Annotated in this window: 20 protein-coding genes; 10 read left to right on the plus strand and 10 right to left on the minus strand. The window is 37.5% G+C overall.

The features are described from left to right. Nucleotides 1–6 precede the first annotated feature (6 nt). From AC07UM_RS04665 to AC07UM_RS04675, 3 genes are all read right to left on the minus strand, one after another. A complete protein-coding gene (locus AC07UM_RS04665) occupies nt 7–453 on the minus strand; it encodes a DUF417 family protein (protein ID WP_494684628.1) in 447 nt (148 codons plus the stop codon). Between the two features lie 78 nt (nt 454–531). Then, nucleotides 532–801 (minus strand): hypothetical protein, encoded by a 270-nt coding sequence (locus AC07UM_RS04670; protein WP_494684629.1) that lies wholly within the window; start codon nt 799–801, stop codon nt 532–534. 10 nt (nt 802–811) lie between these two features. Then, nucleotides 812–1,366: a sigma-70 family RNA polymerase sigma factor gene (locus tag AC07UM_RS04675; RefSeq protein ID WP_494684630.1), complete on the minus strand. Its 555-nt coding sequence runs from the start codon at nt 1,364–1,366 to the stop codon at nt 812–814. Nucleotides 1,367–1,645: 279 nt separating this feature from the next. Here AC07UM_RS04675 and alaS point away from each other — a divergent pair, with 279 nt between their 5' ends. The 6 genes from alaS (at nt 1,646) to AC07UM_RS04705 (ending at nt 12,609) form a co-directional block, all read left to right on the plus strand. Further along, nucleotides 1,646–4,249 carry an alanine--tRNA ligase gene (gene alaS / locus AC07UM_RS04680; RefSeq protein WP_494684631.1) on the plus strand — a complete coding sequence of 868 codons (2,604 nt, stop codon included), beginning with the start codon at nt 1,646–1,648 and terminating at the stop codon, nt 4,247–4,249. A gap of 578 nt (nt 4,250–4,827) precedes the next feature. Beyond that, complete coding sequence (locus AC07UM_RS04685) at nt 4,828–6,306, plus strand: PhoX family protein (RefSeq protein ID WP_494684632.1); 1,479 nt, start codon at nt 4,828–4,830, stop codon at nt 6,304–6,306. A 65-nt stretch (nt 6,307–6,371) separates the two neighbouring features. Further along, the gene (locus tag AC07UM_RS04690) at nt 6,372–8,186 is read left to right on the plus strand and encodes a cytochrome-c peroxidase (protein WP_494684633.1); all 1,815 of its coding nucleotides are present in this window, start codon (nt 6,372–6,374) and stop codon (nt 8,184–8,186) included. 234 nt (nt 8,187–8,420) lie between these two features. Next, nucleotides 8,421–10,820: a hypothetical protein gene (locus AC07UM_RS04695; protein WP_494684634.1), complete on the plus strand. Its 2,400-nt coding sequence runs from the start codon at nt 8,421–8,423 to the stop codon at nt 10,818–10,820. A gap of 75 nt (nt 10,821–10,895) precedes the next feature. After that, the gene (locus AC07UM_RS04700; protein ID WP_494684635.1) at nt 10,896–11,132 is read left to right on the plus strand and encodes a hypothetical protein; all 237 of its coding nucleotides are present in this window, start codon (nt 10,896–10,898) and stop codon (nt 11,130–11,132) included. 7 nt (nt 11,133–11,139) lie between these two features. Then, on the plus strand, nt 11,140–12,609 hold the full coding sequence (locus AC07UM_RS04705; protein WP_494684636.1) for a M20/M25/M40 family metallo-hydrolase: 1,470 nt from the start codon (nt 11,140–11,142) through the stop codon (nt 12,607–12,609). A gap of 891 nt (nt 12,610–13,500) precedes the next feature. Here AC07UM_RS04705 and ilvA read toward each other — a convergent pair. From ilvA to folP, 7 genes are all read right to left on the minus strand, one after another. Further along, the gene (gene ilvA, locus AC07UM_RS04710; protein ID WP_494684637.1) at nt 13,501–14,763 is read right to left on the minus strand and encodes a threonine ammonia-lyase; all 1,263 of its coding nucleotides are present in this window, start codon (nt 14,761–14,763) and stop codon (nt 13,501–13,503) included. A gap of 11 nt (nt 14,764–14,774) precedes the next feature. Beyond that, nucleotides 14,775–15,821, minus strand: coding sequence for a ketol-acid reductoisomerase (gene ilvC / locus AC07UM_RS04715; protein ID WP_494684638.1), 1,047 nt, complete (start codon nt 15,819–15,821; stop codon nt 14,775–14,777). Nucleotides 15,822–15,867: 46 nt separating this feature from the next. After that, nucleotides 15,868–16,149 carry an ACT domain-containing protein gene (locus tag AC07UM_RS04720; protein WP_103234240.1) on the minus strand — a complete coding sequence of 94 codons (282 nt, stop codon included), beginning with the start codon at nt 16,147–16,149 and terminating at the stop codon, nt 15,868–15,870. An 11-nt stretch (nt 16,150–16,160) separates the two neighbouring features. Next, nucleotides 16,161–17,885: a biosynthetic-type acetolactate synthase large subunit gene (gene ilvB, locus AC07UM_RS04725; protein ID WP_494684639.1), complete on the minus strand. Its 1,725-nt coding sequence runs from the start codon at nt 17,883–17,885 to the stop codon at nt 16,161–16,163. Between the two features lie 6 nt (nt 17,886–17,891). Continuing rightward, nucleotides 17,892–19,586 (minus strand): dihydroxy-acid dehydratase, encoded by a 1,695-nt coding sequence (gene ilvD / locus AC07UM_RS04730; RefSeq protein WP_494685265.1) that lies wholly within the window; start codon nt 19,584–19,586, stop codon nt 17,892–17,894. 167 nt (nt 19,587–19,753) lie between these two features. Further along, nucleotides 19,754–20,626 (minus strand): branched-chain-amino-acid transaminase, encoded by an 873-nt coding sequence (ilvE, locus tag AC07UM_RS04735; RefSeq protein ID WP_494684641.1) that lies wholly within the window; start codon nt 20,624–20,626, stop codon nt 19,754–19,756. A 367-nt stretch (nt 20,627–20,993) separates the two neighbouring features. Continuing rightward, nucleotides 20,994–21,860 (minus strand): dihydropteroate synthase, encoded by an 867-nt coding sequence (folP, locus tag AC07UM_RS04740; protein ID WP_494684642.1) that lies wholly within the window; start codon nt 21,858–21,860, stop codon nt 20,994–20,996. 360 nt (nt 21,861–22,220) lie between these two features. Here folP and AC07UM_RS04745 point away from each other — a divergent pair, with 360 nt between their 5' ends. From AC07UM_RS04745 to AC07UM_RS04760, 4 genes are all read left to right on the plus strand, one after another. Continuing rightward, nucleotides 22,221–22,787, plus strand: coding sequence for a DUF1599 domain-containing protein (locus AC07UM_RS04745; RefSeq protein ID WP_103234244.1), 567 nt, complete (start codon nt 22,221–22,223; stop codon nt 22,785–22,787). Between the two features lies 1 nt (nt 22,788). Beyond that, nucleotides 22,789–23,898, plus strand: coding sequence for a BT_3928 family protein (locus AC07UM_RS04750; protein ID WP_494684643.1), 1,110 nt, complete (start codon nt 22,789–22,791; stop codon nt 23,896–23,898). A 126-nt stretch (nt 23,899–24,024) separates the two neighbouring features. Then, a complete protein-coding gene (locus AC07UM_RS04755; protein ID WP_494684644.1) occupies nt 24,025–24,372 on the plus strand; it encodes a tellurite resistance TerB family protein in 348 nt (115 codons plus the stop codon). A 22-nt stretch (nt 24,373–24,394) separates the two neighbouring features. Then, a complete protein-coding gene (locus tag AC07UM_RS04760) occupies nt 24,395–26,521 on the plus strand; it encodes a S9 family peptidase (protein WP_494684645.1) in 2,127 nt (708 codons plus the stop codon). The last annotated feature ends 52 nt before the right edge of the window (nt 26,522–26,573 follow it).

The following is a 26,573-nucleotide window of genomic DNA, read 5'->3' on the forward strand; positions in this document are numbered from 1 at the left end:
TTTTCATTACTTATTATTTTGAACAATCATTAATCCAAATCCTAAAAGCATCAGGTCTTTTAAAATAAAGAAATCAGTTACAGGAACTCCATCCACCACTTTCCACACTCCCGGTGTTGTAAACAAGTAGCTTAATGTTACCAGAAAAGTTGCAATCATTCCTATTCCTGCATACTTTTTCAGTACAGCAAATTTCGCACTAAATATCAGGAGTAATGCAATGATAATTTCTATCACTCCGATAAGATTTGACACTGCCTGGACGCTTGTCAATTTATATACGAAAAAAGTTAGGAAATGGTTTTCTACCAAAGGTTTTATTGCGGCGGCTTCTGTAGGGGTAAATTTGAAAATACCAATCCACAGTAAAATAAGCGCTGCTCCGAAAAGCGAAATGTAATATCCGATTAGGGATAATTGATTCTGTTTAGATTTTTGTTCTGTTCCTACCATTTTTTTAAGATTAAATGAATACTTTATTGTTTTCAAAAGTATAGTCGGAACAATTTCAAAATCCTGACAGAAATTTTCTTAGAAATTTAATTTATCGATCATTTTATTTTTAAAGTCCTGAATTTCAATTTCATTTATTTCAGTTTTTTGTTCAGAAAATGTCTTTTTAAAAACTTTATCCAAAAGAGCAAGTTTTTCATTGTACATCCTGCACCATTTGCAGATCATCAGGTGCATGCTAAGCATCCGGTTTTCTCTGGCAGAAATGGATTGGGCATTCCTTTTTTCCATCAACAAAGTAGCCTCATTGCATGGTAGAAATAAGATATGTAGAATTTTTCTTATCATTTTAAATCATTTATCCTCCTGAAAACCAATTAAATTCCAGACATTCTCTCAGCTGCATTCGGCATCTCTGTAAGATCTTCCAAAGATTAGTCGTTGAAACATCTAATTCCTGACTCACTTCCGGTGCTTTTTTTTCTTCGATATAATACATTTTAAGCAAAATTTTCCATCTGGAAGGCAGTTCTTCAATACATTCTTCCAATGTCTTATTAAAATCATCATTATCTAACAGCTCAGATTCCTTTTCATTGATATCCCAGTCATTGAGAACATCATTATTTTTCCATGATCCTGTTTCATCAAAAAAATGGTCAAGTCTGATATTGGGTTCAGATTTATATTTTTTCCGGTAAAAATCTGCAACTTTTCTATTAAGAATAGCCATCAGCCAGGTCAGCGCCTGGCTCTTCCCTTCAAAAGAATCATAAGCGGAATAAGCAGAGAGAAAAACTTCCTGAACAACATCCTGAGCGTCTTCTTTATTTGAAAGTACGTACAGTGCCCGCTTCAAAAGCGGTCCCGAATATTGTTCTATCCAGCTTTTCAGTTCTTCATCTTTTGTCATTGGAAGGATATTTTGTCTTATTTCAGATCACAACGAAGGTAGTAAGTTAAAAGGAAAATTGCAAAATTAGAAAGATTATTATTGATTACAGTCACTGCAAACCCTATAGGTTTTGAAAACCTATAAGGTTTCATAAAAAGAAATTAAAAAATTCTAATCTGCCTCCCATATCAAAACCTGCCCCATTCAAAACATAGCATAAAATTATTACAAATCGCTTAAAAATCTTAAATTTGCATCTTATCAAAATTTGATATTAAAAAAAGCAAAAGCAATACTATGACATCACAAGAGATACGTCAAAAATTTTTAGATTATTTTAAAAGTAAGGAGCACTTGATCGTTCCTTCAGCTCCTATTGTGCTGAAAGACGACCCTACCCTTATGTTTTCCAACTCCGGAATGACGCAGTTCAAGGATTTCTTCCTTGGCTACAAAACTCCTACCGCCCCTAGAATTGCCGATACTCAAAAGTGTCTGAGAGTTTCAGGGAAGCATAATGATTTGGATGATGTGGGTAGAGATACTTACCACCACACCATGTTTGAAATGCTGGGAAACTGGTCTTTCGGGGATTACTTCAAAAAAGAGGCTATTGCTTTTGCCTGGGAATTACTGACTGAAGTATACGGAATTCCAAAAGAAAATTTATATGTAACGATTTTTGAAGGAGATGCTTCTGAAAATCTGGAAAGAGATCAGGCTGCTTATGACTACTGGAAAGCAGTAATTTCCGAAGACAGAATCATCAACGGAAATAAAAAAGATAACTTCTGGGAAATGGGGGCAAGCGGACCTTGCGGACCTTGTTCTGAAATCCATGTTGATTTGAGAACTCCGGAAGAAAAAGCTAAAGTTTCAGGACTTGAATTGGTGAACAATGATCATCCTCAAGTTGTGGAAGTCTGGAATCTCGTTTTCATGGAATTCAACAGAAAAGCTGACGGTTCTCTGGAAAAACTTCCTGCACAGCATGTAGATACAGGAATGGGCTTCGAACGTCTTTGTATGGCGCTTCAAGGGAAGTCTTCCAACTATGACACAGACGTTTTCACGCCTTTAATTGGTAAAGTTGAAGAACTTTCAGGGAAGAAATACACCGGAATTTTAGAAGACGAAAAAGATATTGCGATCCGTGTTGTGGTAGACCACATCAGAGCGGTTTCTTTTGCTATTGCAGACGGACAACTACCTTCAAACGGAGGAGCTGGGTATGTAATCAGAAGAATTTTGAGAAGAGGAATTTCCTATTCTTACAGATTCTTAGACATGAAAGAGCCTTTCCTTTACAAATTGGTTGCTGTTTTACAGGAACAAATGGGAACTTTCTTCCCTGAGCTGGAAAAACAGGGAACTTTGGTAACTGAAGTTATTAAAAGTGAAGAAGAATCTTTCCTAAGAACAATTGAAACCGGATTAATCCGAGTTGATAAATTAATTCAGCAGACCATTTCGGAAGGTAAAAAAGTATTGCCAACGGAAGAAGTTTTCGAATTGTATGATACTTATGGTTTCCCTGATGACTTAACGAGAATTATCGCTGAAGAAAAAGGTTTAACGATCGATGAAAAAGGTTTTGAGGCTGAATTGGCAAAACAAAAACAACGTTCAAAGGCAGATTCTGCTCAGAAAGTCTATGACTGGGTAAATCTTGAAGATAAACCTGAAACATTTGTAGGATACGACCAGACAGAATCTGAAACGTATATTACAAGATACAGAAAGGTAGAAAATAAAGACGGAGAATTTTATCAGGTGGTATTAAGCAGTTCTCCTTTCTATCCGGAAGGAGGTGGACAAGTTGGAGACAAAGGTGTTCTTGAGAATGCAGTTGAAAGCTTTGAAGTACTGGAAACTAAAAAAGAGAACGGACTGATTATCTCATTGATCAATGATCTGCCTAAAGATGCAGGCGCTATTTTCTATGCTAAAGTAAATGCTTCTGAAAGAAAAAATTCTCAGGCTAACCACTCTGTGACTCACCTTCTGCATGAAGCGTTAAGAGAGGTTTTAGGAACTCACGTAGAGCAGAAAGGGTCTTATGTAGGACCTGATTATCTGCGTTTCGACTTCTCTCATTTCAACAAAATGACTGAGGAAGAATTAGCATTAATTGAAGAAAAAGTAAACAAAAAGATCAAAGAAAGTATTGCTTTACAGGAATTCAGAAATATTCCGATCCAGGAAGCTCTGGAGAAAGGAGCAATGGCTTTGTTTGGTGAAAAATATGGTGACAGCGTGAGAATGATCCAGTTCGGAAGCTCAAAGGAGCTTTGCGGAGGAACTCACGTAAAAAACACCAACGAAATTGGTCATTTCAAGATCACTTCCGAAGGTTCTGCAGCTGCGGGAATCAGAAGAATTGAAGCTATTTCAGGAGATAAGTCTGAGGAATATTTCAATAATCTTGAAAAACAAATCATTGAACTTTCTCAGCTGTTAAAGTCTAAAGATGTTGTAAGATCCATCGAAAAACTGATCGAAGAAAACACTTCATTGAAAGCTGAGGTAGATGCTCTTAAGAAAGAAAAAGCAAAAGGAGAAATTGGTGAATGGAAGAATGCTTATGAGCAGAAAGGCAACAAGCAGCTTTTGGTAAAGAAAACTTCTTTGGACGCAGGTTCTGTAAAAGACATCGTATTCCAGCTGAAGAAAGAAATCCCTGCTTCAGTGACGATTATTCTTTCTGATGCAGACGGAAAACCAATGATTACCGTTGGAGTTTCTGATGATCTGGCTGCAGATTATCAGGCTGGTGCTATCGTAAAAGATCTTGCTAAAGAGATCCAAGGCGGCGGCGGTGGAAACCCAGGCTTCGCAACAGCGGGGGGTAAAAATCTTGAAGGCTTAGAAAATGCTTACCAGAAAGCGTTGAGTATCTAAAATAGAAACTTCTATTATAAATTTTAGCCCCGGCTGTCTCGGAATCGAGACAGCCGGGGCTGTTTTTGCCATATATTATGTTCTTTAACGCAAAGTCTTTTCTATAATACTTTATAATTTCGGGAGGCAAAGAATGGAATCAACTTCATTGATCGGACTAAGCGTACGTAATAATCATACTTCCCCTCAAACCTCTGTGTAATTCGTGAAATCCGTGGGGATTAAAAAGATATATGTTTTATTTAACCGCTAAGGATCGCAAAAAACTCATGCTATCATAAATATTTTCGTTCGCAAAGGCATTTCATTTAGCAAAAAAAGCAATTATTTCATAGCTGAGTGTAACGCCTTTGCAAACGAAAAAAGCAGAAAATAAAAACTTTGCGTACACTGCGTTATAATATATTATTCTTATTACGAACATTTTCATCAAAGTCTCTCTATTTATATCCATTCTAATTATTGACCTTATCTTAACAAATCATTACCTAATATTAAACTAATTGTTTTGTCCTCGTAAAACATAGTTAACACTAGACCTTTAGTTTTGCCTTAATCGAAATTCAAAAAATATAATTATGAAAATTAACAAAACTATTGGAGCCCTGATCCTTGCAGCTATTGCTTTTCAAAGCTGTAATGATGACAATAACGGGGATGGAAATACTCCTGTCAATGACAAAATAAAGATTGAAAATTTTTCTAAAGAACCCGCTTTCGTTTTTGGAATGACTGGTTTTGAAAATTTAAATATTACGACACTTATTTCCAGTTCTGATATTCTTTCAGGCTCTCCTGATTTCGTTTTCGGAGGTCAGCCTGATGGGATGGGAATTATGAAAGATCCTAATTCTGACGGCTATCTGATGATCACCAATCATGAGATCAAACAGTCTGTATCAAGAGTATATTTAGATAAAACTTTTAAGCCTGTAAAAGGAGAATATATTTTAAATGGAACCGGAGGAATGACAAGATTGTGCTCCGCTACATTAGCAACACCAGAAATTCATGGTTTCAGCGCCTTCCTTACAGCGGGTGAATCGGGTGAAGAAAGTATGGTTCATGCTTTGAATCCACTGGCATCAGTATCTCAGGCATCAGATAAAACAAGAGTAAAACCAGCTTTAGGAAAAGCTTCCATGGAAAATGCCGTTCCACTTCCTAAAGACGTTTCCAATGGAAAATCTTATATCATCATTGGGGAAGACCAGTCTTATTCCTCTTCTCACCAGTCAGCAGGACAGTTGATCATGTATGTAGCCGATACACAAGGGGATCTGGATAATGGTAAGTTATATTCTTTAAAAAGAACCAACAGCAACTATACTGAAACTGATATGACAAAGGGAAGCAGCTACGATGTAGAGTTTGTTGAAATTCCTAACGCCAAAAATCTTACAGGAGCTCAGATTAACCAGAAAAATATTGATAATAACGCGATTCGCTTTTCAAGAGTAGAAGATGTAGATTACAGAAAAGGAGCAGGAAAAGGAAGAGAAATTTACTTTACCGCTACCGGAGAATCTTCGGACGGAATGAACCCAAAAGCAGGATTAACGATGTGGGGAAGAGTATACAAGCTTGTTCTTAATTCCAGTAATATGCTGACAGGAAAATTGGAAGTTGTTGCTGAAGGAGATTCTAACCCAGGAAACAATCTTATCAATCCTGATAATTTATGTGTTACTGAAAACTTTGTATACATTCAGGAAGACGGAGATTCTTATTATAAAAATGCCAACCACGATTCTTACATCTGGCAGCTGAATATTGCTACAAAACAATATAAACCATGGTTGAACATGAAGCACAACAGAAACGATTCTGCATGGCAGACGGCTTACAACCAATCTGGAGATCTTCAGAAGTTTGGTTCTTGGGAATTCGGGGCAATGGTTGATATTTCCGATATCATCGGAATTCCAAATACTTTTACGGTCAATATCCACTCACATACTTGGCAGTTAGATAAATTTAAAAACCCTGACGGTTCCGGAATCAACACCAATAAAGAAGGTGGACAGATTGTAATCATCAGAAACGTAGAAAAATAGTTTTAATTCCTTCATATCAAATTAAAGTATCAATAGAAATTTTCTGTTGATACTTTTTCATACCTATGCATAAACTTTCAAAATACCCGATACTTCTTTTGTTATACTGTGCAGCCGCACTTTTTACTCTTTATTATTGTAAAAATGATAAGCAGCAGCCAGTGTATGAAGATCTTGGTTCTGTAAAAAACAGAATCCTCCAAACCAACACAGATTTTGAAAAACAGATCAACGAACTGAAAGCCCTTGTTTCTAAAAATTCTGAGGAAAAACTTCTTCACGAAAAGTTTCAGGATATCAGAAAAACCTACAAAAAAATGGAATGGGCGGTAGAATACTTCCTACCCCAGTCTGCAAGGTTTATCAATGGTCCTGCCCTTCCTGAAATAGAAATGGATGAGCATACCGAAATAGAACCAGAAGGACTGCAGGTTTTGGAAGAAATGTTTTATCCTTATGATAAGGGGAATAAAGATGAAGTGATCAGAATGCTTAATAAGCTTATCAATAAAAGCAATACCATAGCAACCAACTTTCAGGTCATTACCGTAAGCAAAGATCAGGTATTTGATGCTTTAAGACAGGAAGCTTTCAGGATTTCCAGCTTGGGAATTTCAGGTTTCGATACTCCTGTTTCGGGAGTTTTTTTACAAGAAATGCCTTCTTCTCTGGAGGGTATTAAAGAGACATTAGAACAAATCTCTACTGAACGGTCGAAAGGTAAAGCATTAAAAAACATTATTGCAGAAATCCATTCGGCGATTGAAGTTTTGAAAAAAAATACAGACAAAAATACATTTGATTATGTCAATTTTATCCCTGATCATCTGAATAAAATCACTGCTTTGATGCTGGATTTTAAAAATCAGGAGAAAATTCCGGATGTTGAGGTAACCACTGCCTTAAACAAAAATGCAGCTACTTTTTTTGCTAAAAATGCTTTTAATCCCAACGCTTTTACTCCAGGAAAAGAATATGCATACTCTGAAGAAAAAGCAGCTCTTGGTCACCAGCTTTTTAATGATAAGATACTGTCCAATAGTAACAACCGAAGCTGTGCAACGTGTCATATCCCTGAGAAAGCATTTACTGATGGCCTTGCTAAATCGATGTCCCTTGAAAATTCAGAGCTTGCCCGAAATGCACCTTCTCTCAATTATGCAGGATATCAGCATGGCCAGTTTTGGGATATGCGGAAGGATGACTTGGAAGGACAGAGCTCAGATGTGATTTCCAACAAAGAAGAAATGCATGGCGACCTGAATATCATTCTTGCAAAAATTAATCAGGATAAAAACTATCAGGCAGCTTTTAAAAAGATCTATCATTCTCAAAAAACGGAGGTATGGCAGCTTCAGAATGTACTGGCGAGCTACATCCGTTCTCTGGCAAAATTCAATTCTGCTTTTGATGAATATATGAGAGGAAATAAGTCGGCAATGACGGAAGGCCAAAAGCGAGGGTTTAATCTTTTTGTTGGAAAGGCTCAGTGTGCAATATGCCATTTCCTTCCTTTATTCAATGGTACCGTTCCTCCTAATTTCAAGAAAACAGAACAGGAAGTGTTGGGAGTAGCTGTGAACGGAGAGAATAAAATATTTGACAATGATCTGGGAAGAGGAAAGTTTCATGAGACAGTTCCTTCATTACAGCATTCTTTCAAAACTCCAACACTTAGAAATAGTAATAAAACAGCGCCTTACATGCACAATGGAGGGTACAAAACCCTAAAGGAAGTGATGAATTTCTATAACAAAGGCGGTGGAAAAGGAATTGGTTTCCCAGTAGAAAATCAGACACTTTCTGATGCTCCGTTAGAGCTGACCAATAAAGAAATAGATGATATTATTGAATTTATGAAGGCTTTGGATGATCGATAAAACATTTCAGAAACACAAAAACTACAATAAACAATTAAAATTCCTGAGCCTCATCTGTTCAGGAGTTTTTTTATTGGAAATCTTCAAGAAATTCAGAAAGACTATCTGAGAGAATCAGACATTCAATTTTCTCAGGAAAAAGCACATACAAACATTAGATTAAATCAATGTTATACTCTGTTAAAAACTTTTCCAGAACAATAAATATCATTAATTTTGACGTAGTTTTTATACATGAAAAGGGGCTTACTGTTATTATTTTTTCTGATCAGCTTTTTGGCGTACTCGCAATCAAAGATTAAGGTTGTAGATGACGCCAGTCAAAAACCTGTCTTTAATGCTAAGATATCCTGTGACAACACAGTTATTGGATATACCAATGAACAAGGCGTTTTAGAATTCAAAACGGGTTGCAAAAACATTGATATTGAAGCCGATACTTATCAGACAGAAAGCGTTACCGTAGAGAGCAGTATAGAAGTTTCCCTGCTCAAAAAAACATCAAAAACTACTGACATTGAAACTGTGGTGATTGAAGATAAAAGTGATCCCAGAGCGTTGGAAATTCTTAAAAAAGTCAATAAACTATTTAAAGAAAACTCCCCGAAAAGCTTAGGTTCCTACTCCTATAAATCCTACGAAAAAATATCTCTGGATATAGATGAGGACAGCCTTTCCCAGTTTAATCAGTATTTCAATGATCTCAATATTTTCAAGAAAAAAAGGGAAAAAGACTCACTGAATAACATCACTGCAAGAAAAATATTTTCCAAAAGCAAACTCTTCCTTTGGGAAAGGGCACAGGAGTTTTTATATTCCAAAAAGTATGGTGAGAAGATCAATATTCTGGACAACAGAATCTCTGGTCTGAGACAGCCTATCTATGAAATGATTGCACTCCAGCAAAGTAACAGAGATGTTGTTCCCGAACAACTGAAGCCTGAAAACAGAGGTCTTTACCGATTCTTTCTTTCAGATACAGTGACGCTGGACGGAAGAAAAAACTTTGTGATCCGTTTCCGTGAAGTGAACTACAAGAAGCCAGACAGAAAGCGAAAGTATAACGGTGCCATTTATGTAGATACTGAAACCTACGGAGTCAAAAAAATTGAAAATTTCAGTAAAAGCAAAAATGAAGGAATCATCACCAGTACCTGGGTTTTTTACAATAACAAATGGTTTCTTGCCCACGAAAAAGCCAAGCTTAAAATGGGTAAAATGGCGATGGATGACAAAGTGCATGCCGATGACAAGAAAGGCAAAAAGAGCTTTGGAACCTATGCGTTTCTTACGTCTAAATACTTTGATTTCGAGGCTCCAATTGAAGAGAATGCCAAAGATTTCAAAGGCTATACTTTTTCTGTAAAAAACATTGACGGCCATTCTCTGGATCAATACAGAACGGATCCTCTTACGGACAGGGAACAAAATACCTATAAAACAATCGACAGTTTAGGTAAAAAATATAAAATCGACAGCAAAGCACAGATCTTATCCGGACTGCTGAACGGGCAGATCAGAATGGGTTCCGTAGATATCGCTGTGGATGAAATTGTTAATTACAACTCATACGAAGGCTTCAGATTAGGTTTAAAAGCCAAGCTGAATGAAAATTTCAATCCTTATTTTTCACCGGACTATTACTTTGCCTATGGTGTGAAAGACAGAAAATGGAAATACGGGATGGGGCTTGATATGAAAACTACGCTGGAGAAAAATTCATTTTTCAGATTTGAGGTGTATGATGATGTAACAGCATCAGGAGAGTTTAACCGAAAGCTTTGGAATTTCAAAATGAGAACGATGAACTTCGGGAATAACCTAAATAATGACAAATATTTTCACTTTAAAGGAATGTCATTGTCTTACCTGAATGATGTCACAAACGGTCTTACCCTTGCCCTCGCTGTACGTAGAAATACAGAGGCCGCAGAATTTGATTATCAGTTCAGAGACAGAGGAACTTCTTACCGAAATTTTAACACTCTTTTTACCTTAAAATATTCTCCGAATTCTACCAATATTATGACTCCACAGGGAAAATCTCTGATCGATCAGAAATATCCTGAGCTGTATTTTAATTATGAGCAGAGTTACAAAATGCTACAGGGGGATTTTAATTACTCCCGTTTTGATGCTCTTTTTGTTCATAATTTTAAGACTCCGATCGGAACTACTGGTTTCAGATTGTATGGAGGTGCTGTTCTGGGTGGAGCGCCTATCTGGAAAAACTTTACGATGAACGGACTGGCTTCTCCTGGTAAGGATTTTAATTTTAACCTTACTTCTTATCTTGGGTTTGCAACACTGGAAGGTGGAAAATACTATAATGACAGATTCGTAGCGTATTACTTTACACACAAACTGCCTTGGTATTTCAAAAGTTTCGGGCATAATGTTTCCAGTTTTGATTTTGTTTTAAGAGGGACTATCGGGGATATGAAGCACCCGGAATACCACCAGTTTAAGTTCAGAAAGCTGGATCACCTGTATCAGGAAGTCGGATTGGAATGGAACAATTTCCTTTCCAGTTATTTTAATCTGGGCTTATTCTACAGAGTGGGTTATTATGCAACACCTCATTTTAAAGAAAATTTTGCTATCCAGTTTAAGCTGAAGTTTCTCGAGTTTTAATCGTCAGTGAAATACAAAATCTTTATTTTTGAATCAGAATTCAGAAATATTCAACGATACTATATAAAAAAGAACATGCAGAAAATCGAAATCAAAGCAGAACAGTTTTTTGAATTATTAAAATTAAAAGACACTCCGATGTGGGATATTTTCTCACAGATGATCGATGGAAATGAAAAGGAAATTATCTTTTTAGACCATGAAGACAAGATCCTTTTTAATTATTTTTTGCCTTCTAACCTGGAAAAGCTGGAAGAAGACAGAAAGGAATTTTCAAAACAGTTTTCAGAGAAATTAGCTAACTTCAATTAAGGTTCCTATGAATAAAAATTATGTTTTTTCTCTGCTGGGCTTTTTCTTATTTGCTATTGGAAATGCTCAGAATTATAAAAAACCTTTGGTATCTGCCATCAAAGAGTCTGATCTTCGTACCGATATGTATCAGCTTGCCGCAGACCAATTCTGGGGCCGTGAAGCCGGAACTCTGGACGAGTTAAAAGTTTCTATGTGGCTTGCTGACAAAGCAAAAGAAGCCGGCATGAAGCCTGCTGGGGATAACGGAACTTTTTTCCAGTTTTTTGATATGTACAGACATCAGATTATCCCGCAAAGCAGTCTGAAAATTGGAGACAACAGCCTGAAACTATGGAAAGATTTCCTGGTTGCAGAGCCTGTAAATGCGTCTGTAGATGCTGAAGTTGTGTACGCAGGAAACGCAGAACCTGAAGATCTTGCAACATTAAATATCAAAGGGAAGGTTCTTGCCATAAATGCTTCTGATAAAAACATTTCCAAAGATATGACTCTTTTCGTAAGGAGGTATCCCGGATTTGTAAGGAATAAATATTACAATAAAGCTTCTGAACTGGGAGCTAAAGCCATTATTTTCATCACCGATGATATTTCTGAGCAAAGCTGGGTAGAAATACTCCCTCAGATGACAAGAGGAAGCTACGGAGTGGAAGGACTAAGAGAGAAAATCACCAATAATATTCCTGTTTTGTGGATCAAAAGAGAAAATGCAGGCTGGGTAAAAAACAATCCTAAAGCTTCTCTGAACCTGATCACTGAATCTTACAAATATCCATCAATTAATATCATCGGAAAGATAGAAGGTACGGATCCGGTTCTTAAAAACGAGTATGTTTTGATAAGCGGACACCAGGATCATGACGGTATCAGACATCCTGTAAAAAACGATACGATCTACAATGGTGCTGATGATAATGCAAGTACGTGTGTTGCCATGTTGGCAATGGCCAGAGCTTATAAGAAACAGCCGGGAAAAAGAAGTATTTTGTTTGTTTTCCATGGGGCTGAAGAGAGAGGACTACTGGGTTCAAGATGGCATGCAGCCCACCCTGTTGTTCCTAAAGAGAACATTGTAGCGGTTCTGAACGGTGATATGATCGGAAGAAATGATAATAATGAAGCGGCTTTATTAGGAGGAAATGCTCCTCATAAAAATTCTGAAGAATTGGTAAAAATGGCTGAAGATGCCAATAATGAAAGTACAAAATTCAAATACCTGAAAGATTGGGATTCTCCGAGTCATGCTGAGTATTTCTATTTTAGAAGTGATCATCTTCCTTATGCTAAAATCGGGATTCCTGCTCTATTTTTCACGAGTGTACTGCATGATCAGTACCATACTCCGCAGGATGAATCTGAAAATATCAATTACAAAAAGCTGTATAAGATGACCGAATGGATGTACAGAACATCCTGGAAAGTAGCTAATGAAGCAGAACGTCCGAAAGTAATTTCGAATTTTTCGCTTGAAAGATAACTTATAAGGATAAAGAATTGAACCATTAAGAAAATTTAGGTTGTAAGGAAAGTTAAGATTCAGCTCAATTGAATGAAGCATTCCGCTTAATAATATCGAAAGATATTTTCCTTCATATTCTTAAAAACTTAATTATCAATTATCCTTAATGATTTAAAAAATTATTTTTAATTAATTATAGTTCTTTTGCCTTGAAGCAAAAGAATCAAAAATTCAAAACTTAGAAACTTCCGCTAAAAATGAAATCTGTTCTCTAAAAACTCTAAACTCGTGCGGAAACGGTCTGTGTTTAGAATCACCTATTGTCCCGCACTCAAACACTAGAGTTTTTTTAACGTTCACAGTATTCATTTCTTAACGCTTCAGTTTCTTATGTCATTTGACAGTGCCAAAAACAAAAAAGCTTCACAGATTGTGAAGCTTTTTTCATCATAGTGTTTTTAGAATCTGTTTGAAAACGAAATAATTTAATATAGAATATGATTTGGAATTATTATTAAAAATTAAGGCTTTAAGAAAGGTTAAAATTCAATTCAATTTGAATGAAGCATTCCGCTTAATAATATCGAAAGATATTTTCCTTCATATTCTTAAAAACTTAATTATCCTTAATGATTTAAAAAATTATTTTTAATTAATTATAGTTCTTTTGCCTTGAAGCAAAAGAATCAAAAATTCAAAACTTAGAAACTTCCGCTAAAAATGAAATCTGTTCTCTAAAAACTCTAAACTCGTGCGGAAACAGTCTGTGTTTAGTATCAAATATTGCCCCGCACTCAAACACTAGAGTTTTTTTAACGTTCACAGCATTCAGTTTCTTAACGCTTCAGTTTCTTATGTCATTTGATATTGTTAAAAGAGAAACGTTTCTCTTTTTACATGTAAATTCTTTTAAATAAGAAGATTCATTAAAGAAGGATCATTATTCAGATAGTTGACAAAAAAATCATTTTGCTTCATTTTATCAATCAAAGGGGTGAAATCTTTGTTTTGTTTGAGAGCAATTCCTACGACTGCAATTCCTTTTTCTTTTGAGTTTTTTTGGGTGTACTCAAAGTAGGTAATGTCATCATCAGGTCCCAGTACATCTATTACAAACGTTTTCAATGCTCCGGGGCGCTGTGGAAATCTCACCAGGAAATAGTGTTTCAATCCTGCATACAGCAACGCTTTTTCCTTGATTTCCTCCATACGGGTAATGTCATTGTTGCTTCCGCTGATAATACAGACTACATTTTTACCTTTTATTTCGTCTCTGTACTTTTCCAATGCTGCGACTGAAAGGGCTCCTGCAGGTTCTACCACAATTGCATCTTTATTATACAATGACAAAATGGTTTGGCAAACAAGTCCTTCCTCTACCGTAGCCATATCATACAGGATACCTTTGCAGCGTTCAAAAGTGAGATCTCCCACTTGCTGTACAGCCGCTCCATCTACAAACCTGCTTATCTTTTCAAGAAGTACGGGTCTCCCCTTTTCCAGTGCTTTTTTCATACTTGCTGCCGCTAAAGGTTCTGCCCCAATAATCTTTGTCTGTGGAGACAAATGTTGAAATACAGTACAAATGCCTGCTGTCAGACCTCCTCCTCCAATCGGAACAAAAAGGTAATCGATAACACCTTCCGTTTGCTCCAGAATTTCCAGTGCCGTTGTTGCCTGTCCTTCAATAATCGCGGGATCATCAAAAGGATGAATAAATGCACTGTTATGATCTTTGCAAAAACTCATCGCTGCATCTTTCGCTGCATCAAATGTATCTCCATACAGAATGACATCTATGTATTCTCCTCCGAACATTTTCACCTGTTCAAGTTTTTGTCCGGGGGTAGGCAAAGGCATGAAAATAGTTCCTTTTACCTTCATCGTATGACACGCAAAAGCAACTCCCTGTGCATGATTTCCGGCACTGGCACATACCACTCCTTTTGAAAGCTCTTCCTGTGACATGGTTGCCATTTTATTATAAGCTCCTCTTATTTTATAGGATCTTACTCTTTGAAGGTCTTCTCTTTTAAAACTAATATTCGCCTCATAAATAGCTGACAGGTTATTATTGACAGCCAAAGGTGTTTTTACCACTACATCTTTTAATCGTTCCTCCGCTTTATAGACATTCTCTAAAATGGAGGAAGCTATTCCTTCTTTCATCATCTTTATAGTTATTAATTGTTTTCGGGTCTCAGGCTTCGTACCGTCTTACCGGCCTTCCACATTTCGCTTTCTCTTAATTCAGTAAGCTCTACTTCTAATTTTTCACGATAATCCGGTTTGCTGTTGCTGTCAATAGAACGCTGTGCTTCATTTCCTTTGGCTACATTGTCATAGAGTTCTTCAAATAAAGGAGAAGTTGCATCCCTGAAACGTTTCCACCAATCCAACGCGCCTCTCTGGGCAGTAGTACTGCAGTTGGCATACATCCAGTCCATTCCGTTTTCTGCTACTAATGGCATTAATGACTGGGTCAATTCTTCTACGGTTTCGTTAAAAGCTTCAGAAGGGCTGTGTCCGTTTTTTCTCAATACATCATACTGAGCGGCAAATATTCCCTGTACGGCTCCCATCAATGTTCCGCGTTCTCCCGCAAGGTCGCTGTATACTTCTTTTTTAAAATCGGTTTCAAAAAGATATCCGCTTCCTATCGCAATCCCCATTGCCGTTACTCTTTCTCTGGCTCTTCCTGTTGCATCCTGATATACGGCAAAACTGCTGTTCAGACCTCTGTCTTGTAGAAACATTCTTCTCAATGACGTTCCTGAACCTTTTGGCGCTACCAGAAATACATCTACATCAGCTGGAGGAACAATTCCGGTACGTTCGCTGAAAGTAATTCCGAAACCATGAGAAAAATACAAAGCTTTTCCTGCGGTAAGATGCTGTTTTACTTTTGGCCAATATTCAATCTGGGCGGCATCACTCAAAAGATAGCAGATGATGGTTCCTTTTTCTAACGCTTCTTCGATTTCAAATAACGTTTCTCCCGGTACAAATCCGTCTACTACTGCTTTATCCCATGATTTGGAGTTTTTTCTCTGCCCTACAATAACATTAATTCCGTTATCTTTCTGATTTAATGCCTGTCCCGGTCCCTGCACTCCGTATCCAATTACTGCTACGACTTCATTTTTTAATACTTCCTGAGCTTTTTCCAACGGAAATTCGTTTCTTGTTACTACGTTCTCCTCTACTCCTCCAAAATTCAATTTTGCCATTTTTTTTGATTTTATTTATTACTGATTATGATGTTTAATTTTTTGCTTAACTCGCATATTCTATTGCGGTCAGATATGGGGTTCTGTGATAATGTACCTCCAGAACGTCCACCTGTTTTTCCATTTGCCGGCTGATCTTCTGAACAGAATCTTCTGTTTCTCTGATCACAATGACAAACTTTTTTACTTTTTCTATTTCGGAAGGCCCCACGTTGAAAGTCAACATAGAAATTCTCCTTCTCGAAAAAATAGCATTAATCCGGCTGATCAATCCTAAATAATCTTCTGTATACGCGGTAATGGTATATTCTTTATGATCTGTTTTCATCTTTTTATTCTTTAAAATTTATTATTCAGTACAATTTCTGAAACACTTTTCCCCTGAGGGATCATTGGAAATACATTGTGCTCTTTTCCCGTCATGACTTCAAGAAGAAAAGCTCCGCTGTGATCAAGCATTTCACGAAGAGCCAACTTCAAATTTTCTCTCTCAGAAACTTTGTTTCCAGGAATATGATATCCTTTTGCTACCTGAACAAAGTCAGGACTTTGAATATCCACTGAGGAATATCTTTCTTCGTGAAACAGCTCCTGCCACTGTCTTACCATTCCCAGGTAGCAGTTATTAAGAATTAGAATTTTAACCTCTGGATGATACTGCATAATGGTTCCTAATTCCTGAATATTCATTTGGGCTCCTCCATCTCCCATAACCGCTACAACAGGGCGATTGGTCCCTGCATACGATGCTCCGACTGCTGCAGGAAGACAAAATCCCATAGTTCCCAATCCGCCGCTCGTGACATTGGTTCGGGAATGCTTAAATGTGGAGTAACGGCATGTTGCCATCTGATGCTGCCCTACATCTGTTACAATAATTGCTTCTCCTGCTGTCATCTCATTCAGGTACCTGATAACTTCTCCCATTGTAATTTCTCCTTCTTCAGGATAAAGCTCCGTATTGATCAGGTTGATACTTTCAATTTCATAACATTTTTTAAATCTTTCATGCCATTCCGGATGCTCTCTTTTTGTAATCCATCCTGTAAGAAGAGGAATCGTCTGTTTGCAGTTTCCAAGAATCGGAACATCAGCTTTTACATTTTTATTGATCTCTGCTTTATCAATATCCAGATGAATGATTTTTGCCTGTTTTGCATATTGATCCAGCCTTCCAGTCACCCGGTCATCGAAACGCATCCCGACAGCAATCAGAACATCACATTCGTTGGTTAATATATTCGGTCCATAGTTTCCGTGCATTCCTACCATTCCTACAGCCTGAGGGTGATCGGTAGGGATTGCGCTCATTCCTAAAACCGTCCATGCTACCGGGATTCCTGATTTTTCGGCAAACGCTAAAAATTCTTTTTCAGCTTTCCCCAGCATAATTCCCTGTCCTGCTATGATAAATGGTTTCTCTGCATTATTGATCAGTTCCGCCGCTTTTTCAATACTTTCAAAACATAGATTGGGATCCGGTTTATAGCTTCTCAATGAATGACATGGAGAATATCCTTTATAATCAACAGACTGCAGCTGGGCATTTTTGGTGACATCAATCAGTACAGGGCCGGGACGACCTGATTTTGCAATATAAAATGCTTTTGCCAGTACTTCGGGAAGCTCATTAGCATCAGTCACCTGGTAATTCCATTTGGTAACCGGGCTTGTGACGTTCATTACATCTATTTCCTGAAAGGCATCGGTTCCGAGAAGGTGTTCAAAAACTTGTCCTGTAATGCATACCAAAGGGGTATTATCCAACAGAGCATCTGCTAATCCCGTGACAAGATTGGTTGCTCCGGGCCCACTGGTTGCCAGTACAACCCCTACTTCTCCAGATACTCTTGCAAGACCTTGCGCAGCATGTACCGCGGCCTGTTCATGACGTACCAGAATATGTTCCAACGTTTCATGGTAATCATAAAGGGCATCATAAATTGGAATAATAGCTCCCCCCGGATATCCGAAAACGGTTTTTACTCCTTCCTGAAGAAATGCCTCCAAAATGATCCGGCTTCCGGTAAGTTGTATTTCTGTTGATAAATTCAGGTTTTCCATATACTTTTATTGAGTGATTTCGTCCGTTACGCAGCCTTCTGCGGCTGATGATACCGTTAGTGCATATTTATAAAGCAGTCCTTTCTGTACTTTAAGAGGTGGTTTTTGCCATCCTTTCTTTCTTCTTTCAATTTCTTCTTCTGGAACTTTGAGCTGTATGGTGTTGTTTACCGCATCTATTTCAATCAGATCATTGTCGTTTACAAAGGCGATCAATCCTCCTTCGTGAGCTTCCGGAGTAATATGTCCCACTACAAAACCATGGGTTCCGCCACTAAATCTTCCATCTGTAATCAAGGCAACACTTTTCCCAAGGCCTGCTCCAATCAAAGCGCTGGTAGGTTTCAGCATTTCCGGCATTCCGGGAGCTCCTTTGGGACCTTCATGACGAATGACAATAACATCACCGTGTTGTACGGTTCCATCCTGAATTCCTCTGATCAGATTTTTTTCTCCATCAAATACACGGGCTTTTCCTACAAAACGTTCTCCTTCTTTTCCTGTAATTTTTGCCACGCTTCCTTTTTCAGCAAGGTTTCCATACAATATTCTCAGGTGTCCCGTAGCTTTTATGGGTGCTGACAGAGGTCTTATGATTTTCTGTATATTAAAATCCAGATTCGGAACATCTTTAAGGTTTTCAGCGAGTGTTTTTCCGGTAACGGTAAGGCAGTCTCCATGAAGTAAACCTTCTTCCAGCAAATATTTCATTACTGACGGTATTCCTCCGTGCTCATATAAGTCCTGCATCAGGTATTTCCCGCTTGGTTTAAGGTCGGCCAATACAGGAGTGCAATCGCTCATCTTCTGAAAATCATCCTGAGTGAGAGGAACTCCAACACTTTTTGCCATGGCTATAAAATGTAATACCGCATTGGTACTTCCTCCCAAAATAACAATCATACGAAGGGCGTTTTCAAAAGCTTTCCTGGTCATGATATCAGAAGGCTTAATGTCTTTTTCCAATAATATTTTAATATATTTTCCCGCTTCATGACATTCGTTTTGTTTTTCCTGGCTTAAAGCAGGATTGGAAGAGGAATACGGAAGGCACATTCCTAATGCCTCTATCGCAGATGCCATTGTATTGGCCGTGTACATTCCTCCGCATGCTCCTGCTCCCGGGCAAGAATTTTTCACCACCCCATCAAAGTCTTCTTCTGTGATTTCACCGGCAATCTTTTGCCCCAGTGCTTCGAAAGCTGAAACGATATTGAGTTGTTCCCCTTTATAACAACCGGGAGCAATAGTACCTCCATACACCATGATAGAGGGTCTGTCTAGTCTTCCCATTGCGATAATGGTTCCCGGCATATTTTTGTCGCAGCCTGGTAATGCGATCAATCCGTCATAGTACTGGGCTCCGCAGATCGCTTCAATACTGTCTGCAATTACATCTCGGCTTACCAGTGAATAGCGCATCCCATCTGTTCCGTTGCTCATTCCGTCACTTACACCAATGGTATTGAAAATCAATCCAGCCAATCCATTATTCCAGGTTCCTTTTTTTACCTCTCTGGCAAGATCGTTGAGGTGCATATTACAGGTATTTCCATCGTATCCCATGCTGGCGATCCCGACCTGAGCCTTGTGCATATCTTCTTCTGTAAAGCCTATCCCGTACAACATTGCTTTGGCAGCGGGCTGTTCACTGTTTTGCGTGAACGTTTTTGAATATTTATTTAGCATATTATTCTTCATTTTCTTTTCTTCTCATCTGCTTAAAGCGATTTTTTTTATTTAATTTTCAGCCAAAACTACAGCTTGTAATATTTCTTTCATTTCTAACTTTCCTAAAAACTACAATATCCAATCATTTGAAATACAACTTTATTTATTTGATAACCAGATATTTAAATTCTAAAAATTTACAATGACAGAACTCTTACCCTTTTCAAATAAGCCCGCTGTACTCTCCCACTTGCCGTATCTTCCCAGTCTCTGGTAAAAGGGACATCATCGAGCGAATCCAGCGCAACAATTTCTGCAGCGGTACCACAGAAAAATCCGGCATCCGCTCCTCTCATTTCTTCAGGTTTGAAAAAGGATTCTTTAACCGGAATATCAAGCTCCTCACAGATTTCAAAAACCGTTTGTCTTGTAATTCCCGGAAGGATACTTCCTTTGCCCGGGGTAAATAATACTCCATCTTTTTCGTAGAAAACATTGGCACCTGAGCTCTCGGCAACATTTCCGTTTTCATCCAAAACCAATGCTTCATCATAGCCTTTGTCCTTGGCATCCTGACAGGCAAGGATCGAATTCACATAATGCCCACCCACTTTGGCTTCAACTTTAAAAGCTTTAGGATTCGGTCGCTGAAAAGGAGAAGTCATGATTTTCATTTTATCTCCCAGGTATCCGTTGTTCCATTCCCAGGCAAGAAGCGACAGGTAAGATTTTTGTCCTTTTGAAAGTGACATATTGGGAGAACATGTGACCAACGGACGGATATAAGCATCTGTAAATCCGTTACGTTCCAGAAGCTCATAAGTCAATTTGGTAAGCTGCTCTGTGGAATAATCAAAAGGAATATGCATCAGTTCTGCTGATCTTTTCAGCCTTTCGTAGTGTTCTTTTGCTTTGAAAATTTGGGTTCCCTGATCTGTGCTGTAGGATTTGATTCCTTCAAAAACAGAGTAACCGTAGTGAAGGGATTGCCCATAAAGATCTGTTCCGGCTTCCTTTGCCTTCAAAAATTTTCCGTCAAAATAGATGACTGTGTCGTCGTTGTAATACATGTTATAGAAGTTTAAAAAATTAAAAAAAGGAATAAAAAAAGCCCTCTCACACTGTGAGAGGGCTCAATATATGTATAGTCATATAGTTTCCATCTCACAGACGCAAGGGAATAATAATGACGATAATAATTACTGATAATAACTGATACATACTCTTGTACTATAAAAAATTAAAACAAAAAAAGCCGTTTCAAATATGAAACGGCCTATATATAATTTAAATTAAAATCTATTTAAAATGCCGTTTCGTTACTGTTGTTAATGACAACAGCAATAATAGAAATGACAATAATATTTTTCTGATTCGTAAAATTCATACTGCAAATGTATAAACTTTTTAAATACTCACAAGTTTTTTTCACACTTTTTATTTTTTTCGTAAAAAATGGGTAAGCGTTTCCTTTGCTTCAGCCACATCATGAACCCTTAAAATTTTTGCGCCCTGCTCCAACACTTTCATATGAAGTTCCTGAGTTTCTTCATTGATATTCAGAGGTGATTTTCCAAGAGGTTTATAGATAAATGACTTTCTGGAAATGCCTATCAAAAGAGGAAATTTTCCAAATCCGAGATATTCAACTTCGTGGATCATTTTCATTTGGTCTTCTACTGTTTTTCCGAAACCAAAACCGGGATCAAGAATGATATCATTCACCCCTTTTTCTAAAAGTTCTTTCGTTTTTTTGGAAAAATATTGGTTCACTTCCAGCGTTATATCTTCGAATTTTATTTTATCGTGCATGGTTTGATAGGAAGGATTTACATGCATCAGGATGTAAGGAAGCTTCGTTTCAGCAGCTGTATCAAACATTTCTGCATCATATTGGCCTCCTGAAATATCATTGATCAGATCTATTCCTTCATTAAATCCAAATCTCACTGTTTCTGTATAAAAAGTATCAAGGGAAATCAGCGCTTCCGGAAATTCTTTTTTGATCATAGAAATGAGATTTCCGATCCTGTTTATTTCTTCTTCAGCACTCAAAAATTCTGCATTGGGGCGTGTAGACTGAGGACCGATATCCAGTATTTCAGCCCCTTCTTTCAAAAGCTTTTCGGCATGCAACAAAGCTGATTTTTCATTATTGAATTTCCCTCCATCAGAGAAAGAATCCGGAGTCAGATTCAGGATTCCCATGATCTTTGGAGTGTCTAGTTGTACCAATCGGCCGTTGCAGTTGATTGAATAGGTTGGAGGGTTGGAGGACTGGATCATTGGAGGATTGGAGAGCATAGGAGTTTATTATTGGTGGATGAGAATTAATAAATGGCAGTTGATAAATGATTTTGTAGTGCAAAATTAGTGATTTATGTGTTTTTAATGAGAAGAAATTAGAAATTATAGGCTGGAAGCTAAATGCACACTCTCAAACCTCAAAACTCGGTAAATCGAATCTTGAAACTCTTTCCTCAAACACCCTCCAACCCTCTTATTCTCAAACTCTAAAACCCAACAACTCGAAATCCAACCCCCGCATCATGAATCCGAAACACTCAAACTCTCCCACCCTCAAACGCTCTGACTCACAAACTCAGCTCCTCAAATTCAAAAATCTAAAACCGAATTCGTATATTTGGAAGATTAAGAAATTTTATGCTAAAAACATCAGTACAGTTCGAGAAAGTTATCAGTCAGTGTCGTGATCTTTTCGGTAAAAAGCTACAGGATTATGGGGCTGCATGGAGGGTACTAAGACCGAGTTCCATTACAGACCAGATTTACATCAAAGTCAACAGGATTCGTACGCTTCAGATGACTGATAAAAAAATGGTAGATGAGAGTGAGGAAGATGAATTTATCGCCATTGTGAACTACTCTATCATTGGACTTATTCAGCTTGAGAAAGGTCTTTCCAATGATTTCAATGAAAATAAAGAAGAAATTTTAGGTCTGTATGACCAATACGCCCATGAAGCGAAGGCTTTAATGGAAAGAAAAAATCATGATTATGGTGAGGCATGGAGGGACATGAGAATCTCTTCGATTACAGATCTTATTTATCAGAAAGTATTAAGAACAAAACAGATTGAGGACAACCAGGGAAAAACTATCGTCTCTGAAGGGCTTGACGCAAACTATTTCGATATGCTGAACTATGCTGTCTTCTGCCTGATCAAATTCTCGGAAAAAGAAAATCAATTCGAACCCAAAAATATTTAATATGCTCAAAGGTTTATTACGCTTTATTATCGCTGTTATTTTTATCCTTTCAGGCTTTGTGAAAGCCGTGGATCTTGTAGGTTTTTCTTTCAAAATGGAAGAATATTTTGCTCCTCCTGTTTTTAATATGCCGTTTTTAGAAAAGTTTGCACTGCTATTTTCAGTAATAGTAGTGGTACTGGAGCTTTTCTTAGGGTTTATGCTGCTGCTTAAATTAAAGCTTAAATTTACCTTATCCATATTAATTGCCCTTTGTATTTTCTTTGGATTTCTTACCTTTTATTCCGCGTATTTCAATGTCGTAACAGACTGTGGATGTTTTGGTGATGCAATCAAATTTACGCCTTGGCAAAGTTTCATTAAGGATGTTGTCCTTCTTGTAGGACTGATCATTCTATTCATCATGTATAGAAAAGAATTCCGTAAAAAAGATGAGTATGCTGTTACTCAGAAAGAGCCTTCCAACACTTTCAAATATATTCTTTTAACTGTTTTTTCTCTGGGCATGATTTACGTTATGGCACAGGGAATTATGCATGAACCAATCATTGATTTCCGTGACTACAAAATTGGTACAGATATTAAAGGTGAAAAAGTAAAAATCGAGAAGAATCCTTCTGAATACAAGACTTTCTACTCTCTGAAAAATCAGAAAACGGGAGCCGTTGTAAAAGTAAATCAGGATGATTATATCAAAAAAACAGAATACTGGGCAGAAGGTTCTCCATGGAAAATTGAGGATGGGAAAAACGAATCTGTGTTGATCAAAGAAGGCTATAAGTCTGAAATTGTAAAACTGAAGATTGAAGATCCTACGGGAATGGAAGTTACCAACGAGATCATTAACGCTCCAAAAGCTGTTCTGGTTTTCTCTTACCATCCCAAAGAGATTCCTGCAGATCTGCTTCAGAAAGTGGAAGCGAAAGTAAATGCTCAGAAAGGAGCTCTTATCTATGGAGTTTCTACAGAACCCAATACTTTTAAAACCATCAAGAATGTACTGATGGACGGAACTGCCATCAAAACAATAGCGAGAAGCAACCCGTTTGTATTGATCCTTGAAAAAGGGAAAATTGTAGACAAACAGCCTGCAAAAGACTACGTTAATTAATTATAAATGATAGAAGAAAGGAAGTCTCTATGAGAAATAATTGTAGCTCAATTATCAATTATCAATTATCAATTATCAATTATCAATTATCAAATTTAAACACTAAACTTAAACATACCACAACGCATGCAAAAATCAAATAAATCAATCGCTGGCTATCACTTATTAATGATCCTTTCTTCTGTAGACGGAGAGTTTGCTCCTGAAGAAGGAATGCTGGTGCAGCAATATATGGCGGATGAATTTCCGTTCAGAATGAATCTTGATAATGAACTTGAAACGCTGGCTCTTTTACAGCCTGAAGAATGGAAAGACCATTTTGAGTTCCATGCGAGATGTTTCCATGAAGATTCTACAGAAGATGAGCGTATAAAATTTGTTCAGTTTGCAAAATCACTGATCAAAGCAGACAACAAAGTAACCGAAGAAGAGCACACATTCTACGTTTTGCTGAAAAACCTTTGGGGATTATAGCATCAATCCAAAACAAAATACCATGAAAAAAATTTATCTAGGACTATTTGTAATGAGTGCATCAACATTTCAATCTCAGAAATTTCCGGATATGAAGACACCTGTTGCAGACAAACAGGAACATATCAGAGAAATACATGGTGATAAGGTCAATGATCCCTATTACTGGATGATTGATTATTTTAAAAAAGGAAAAGATTCTACCAAGGTCGTTGATTATTTAAAGGCCGAAAATACCTATTGGGAGGGCATGATGAAAGATACAGAACCTTTCAGAGAAAAGCTTTTCCAGGAAATGAAAGCCAGAATCAAGGAGAAAGATGAGTCTGTGCCTGTTTTTAGGAATGGATATTACTATTACAGCCGTACAGAAGCCGGAAAACAATACTTTAAGTACTGTAGAAAAAAGGGCAGTCTTACCGCTCCGGAAGAAATTCTTATGGATGTAGATAAGATGGCTGAAGGTCATTCCTATTATGCCGCTTCAGGTTTCAGTATCAGTCCTGATAATACAAAGATGGTATTTGGTGTGGATGATGTTTCCAGACGACAATATAAGTTATTTTTAAAAGATCTCGGTACAGGAAAAGTTACAGATCTGGGAATAAAAAACACTGGAGGTTCTGCAACATGGGCCAATGATAATAAAACTATTTTCTATACAGAAAATAATCCTACGACCCTTTTATCTGAAAAGATCAAAAAGCATACACTGGGAACAGATTCCAGTAAAGATGTAACGGTGTATGAAGAGAAGGATAAGACCAATTTTATTTCCGTCTATAAATCTAAGAATGAAAAATTTGTTCTGATCCACTCAGGGTCTACCACTTCTTCGGAAACAAGATATCTAAATGCTGATCAGCCTGACGGGACATTTAATGTTTTCCAACCCAGAATGAAGAATGTTTTGTATACCATTACCCCATTGGAAGATAAGTTTCTGATCAGAACGAATAAAGATGCTCTTAACTTTAAAATTGTAGAAACTCCTTTAGATAAAACGGGTGTCGAAAACTGGAAAGATTTTATTCCTCACAGAAAAGATGTTTTGATGCAGGGGATAACTTCCTTTAAAAATTATCTGGTTTTCAGCGAAAGACAGAACGGACTTTCCCAACTGGTCATCTATGACAGAAAAACAGCAAAAAAGGAATTTCTGAAATTTGATGAAGCGGCCTATACTGTTTCTTCACTGGACAATCCTGAATACAATACGGATAATTTCCGTTTTGGATACACTTCTATGATTACTCCAAATTCTCAGTATGAGCAGGATTTAAAGACTGGAAAAAGAACTCTTTTAAAACAACAGGAAGTTCTGGGTGGCTATAATAAAGACAATTATACCACAGAAAGACTTTTTGCCACAGCAAAAGATGGGACAAAAATTCCAATCTCCATTGTTTATAAAAAAGGATTTAAAAAAGACGGAAACAGCCCGCTTCTACTCTATGCGTACGGTTCTTACGGAAGCTCAATGGATGCTACTTTCAACAGCAACAGGCTGAGTCTTTTGGACAGAGGTTTCGCCTATGCTATTACTCATATCCGCGGAGGTCAGGAAATGGGAAGACAATGGTATGAAGACGGAAAAATGATGAAAAAGAAAAATACATTTACCGACTTCGTTGATTCCGGTGAATATCTGGTGAAAGAAAAATACACTTCTCCAAAACATCTGTATGCTCAGGGAGGAAGTGCCGGAGGTCTTCTGATGGGAGCAGTAGCCAATATGAGCCCGAGTCTTTGGAACGGAGTCATTTCACAGGTACCATTCGTAGACGTTGTGAATACCATGTTGGACACCAGTATCCCACTGACTACCAATGAGTATGACGAATGGGGAAATCCAAATAACAAGGAAGCCTATTTTTATATGAAATCTTATTCTCCATATGAAAATATAGAGAAGAAAAACTACCCTAATCTACTGGTAACAACAGGTCTACACGATTCTCAGGTGCAATATTTTGAGCCTGCCAAGTGGGTTGCCAAACTTAGGGATATGAAAACGGATAAAAATGTATTATTATTAAAAACGGATATGGCATACGGTCATGGTGGTGCTTCCGGAAGATTTGACTATCTGAAGGATATCGCTTTGGTGTATGTATTCATGTTTAAACTGGAAGGAATTAATAAATAATAAAACTCTCGCGGATTCTGCAGACAACGCAGATTCATTAAATAAAAAATTA

Source organism: Chryseobacterium sp. GW821-FHT04C04 (assembly GCF_059420365.1).

Coding starts and splice junctions, on each gene's coding strand:
- AC07UM_RS04665 (WP_494684628.1), bottom strand. CDS start 453: ATGGTAGGAACAGAACAAAAATCTAAACAGAATCAATTATCCCTAATC.
- AC07UM_RS04670 (WP_494684629.1), bottom strand. CDS start 801: ATGATAAGAAAAATTCTACATATCTTATTTCTACCATGCAATGAGGCT.
- AC07UM_RS04675 (WP_494684630.1), bottom strand. CDS start 1,366: ATGACAAAAGATGAAGAACTGAAAAGCTGGATAGAACAATATTCGGGA.
- alaS (WP_494684631.1), top strand. CDS start 1,646: ATGACATCACAAGAGATACGTCAAAAATTTTTAGATTATTTTAAAAGT.
- AC07UM_RS04685 (WP_494684632.1), top strand. CDS start 4,828: ATGAAAATTAACAAAACTATTGGAGCCCTGATCCTTGCAGCTATTGCT.
- AC07UM_RS04690 (WP_494684633.1), top strand. CDS start 6,372: ATGCATAAACTTTCAAAATACCCGATACTTCTTTTGTTATACTGTGCA.
- AC07UM_RS04695 (WP_494684634.1), top strand. CDS start 8,421: ATGAAAAGGGGCTTACTGTTATTATTTTTTCTGATCAGCTTTTTGGCG.
- AC07UM_RS04700 (WP_494684635.1), top strand. CDS start 10,896: ATGCAGAAAATCGAAATCAAAGCAGAACAGTTTTTTGAATTATTAAAA.
- AC07UM_RS04705 (WP_494684636.1), top strand. CDS start 11,140: ATGAATAAAAATTATGTTTTTTCTCTGCTGGGCTTTTTCTTATTTGCT.
- ilvA (WP_494684637.1), bottom strand. CDS start 14,763: ATGATGAAAGAAGGAATAGCTTCCTCCATTTTAGAGAATGTCTATAAA.
- ilvC (WP_494684638.1), bottom strand. CDS start 15,821: ATGGCAAAATTGAATTTTGGAGGAGTAGAGGAGAACGTAGTAACAAGA.
- AC07UM_RS04720 (WP_103234240.1), bottom strand. CDS start 16,149: ATGAAAACAGATCATAAAGAATATACCATTACCGCGTATACAGAAGAT.
- ilvB (WP_494684639.1), bottom strand. CDS start 17,885: ATGGAAAACCTGAATTTATCAACAGAAATACAACTTACCGGAAGCCGG.
- ilvD (WP_494685265.1), bottom strand. CDS start 19,586: ATGAAGAATAATATGCTAAATAAATATTCAAAAACGTTCACGCAAAAC.
- ilvE (WP_494684641.1), bottom strand. CDS start 20,626: ATGTATTACAACGACGACACAGTCATCTATTTTGACGGAAAATTTTTG.
- folP (WP_494684642.1), bottom strand. CDS start 21,860: ATGCTCTCCAATCCTCCAATGATCCAGTCCTCCAACCCTCCAACCTAT.
- AC07UM_RS04745 (WP_103234244.1), top strand. CDS start 22,221: ATGCTAAAAACATCAGTACAGTTCGAGAAAGTTATCAGTCAGTGTCGT.
- AC07UM_RS04750 (WP_494684643.1), top strand. CDS start 22,789: ATGCTCAAAGGTTTATTACGCTTTATTATCGCTGTTATTTTTATCCTT.
- AC07UM_RS04755 (WP_494684644.1), top strand. CDS start 24,025: ATGCAAAAATCAAATAAATCAATCGCTGGCTATCACTTATTAATGATC.
- AC07UM_RS04760 (WP_494684645.1), top strand. CDS start 24,395: ATGAAAAAAATTTATCTAGGACTATTTGTAATGAGTGCATCAACATTT.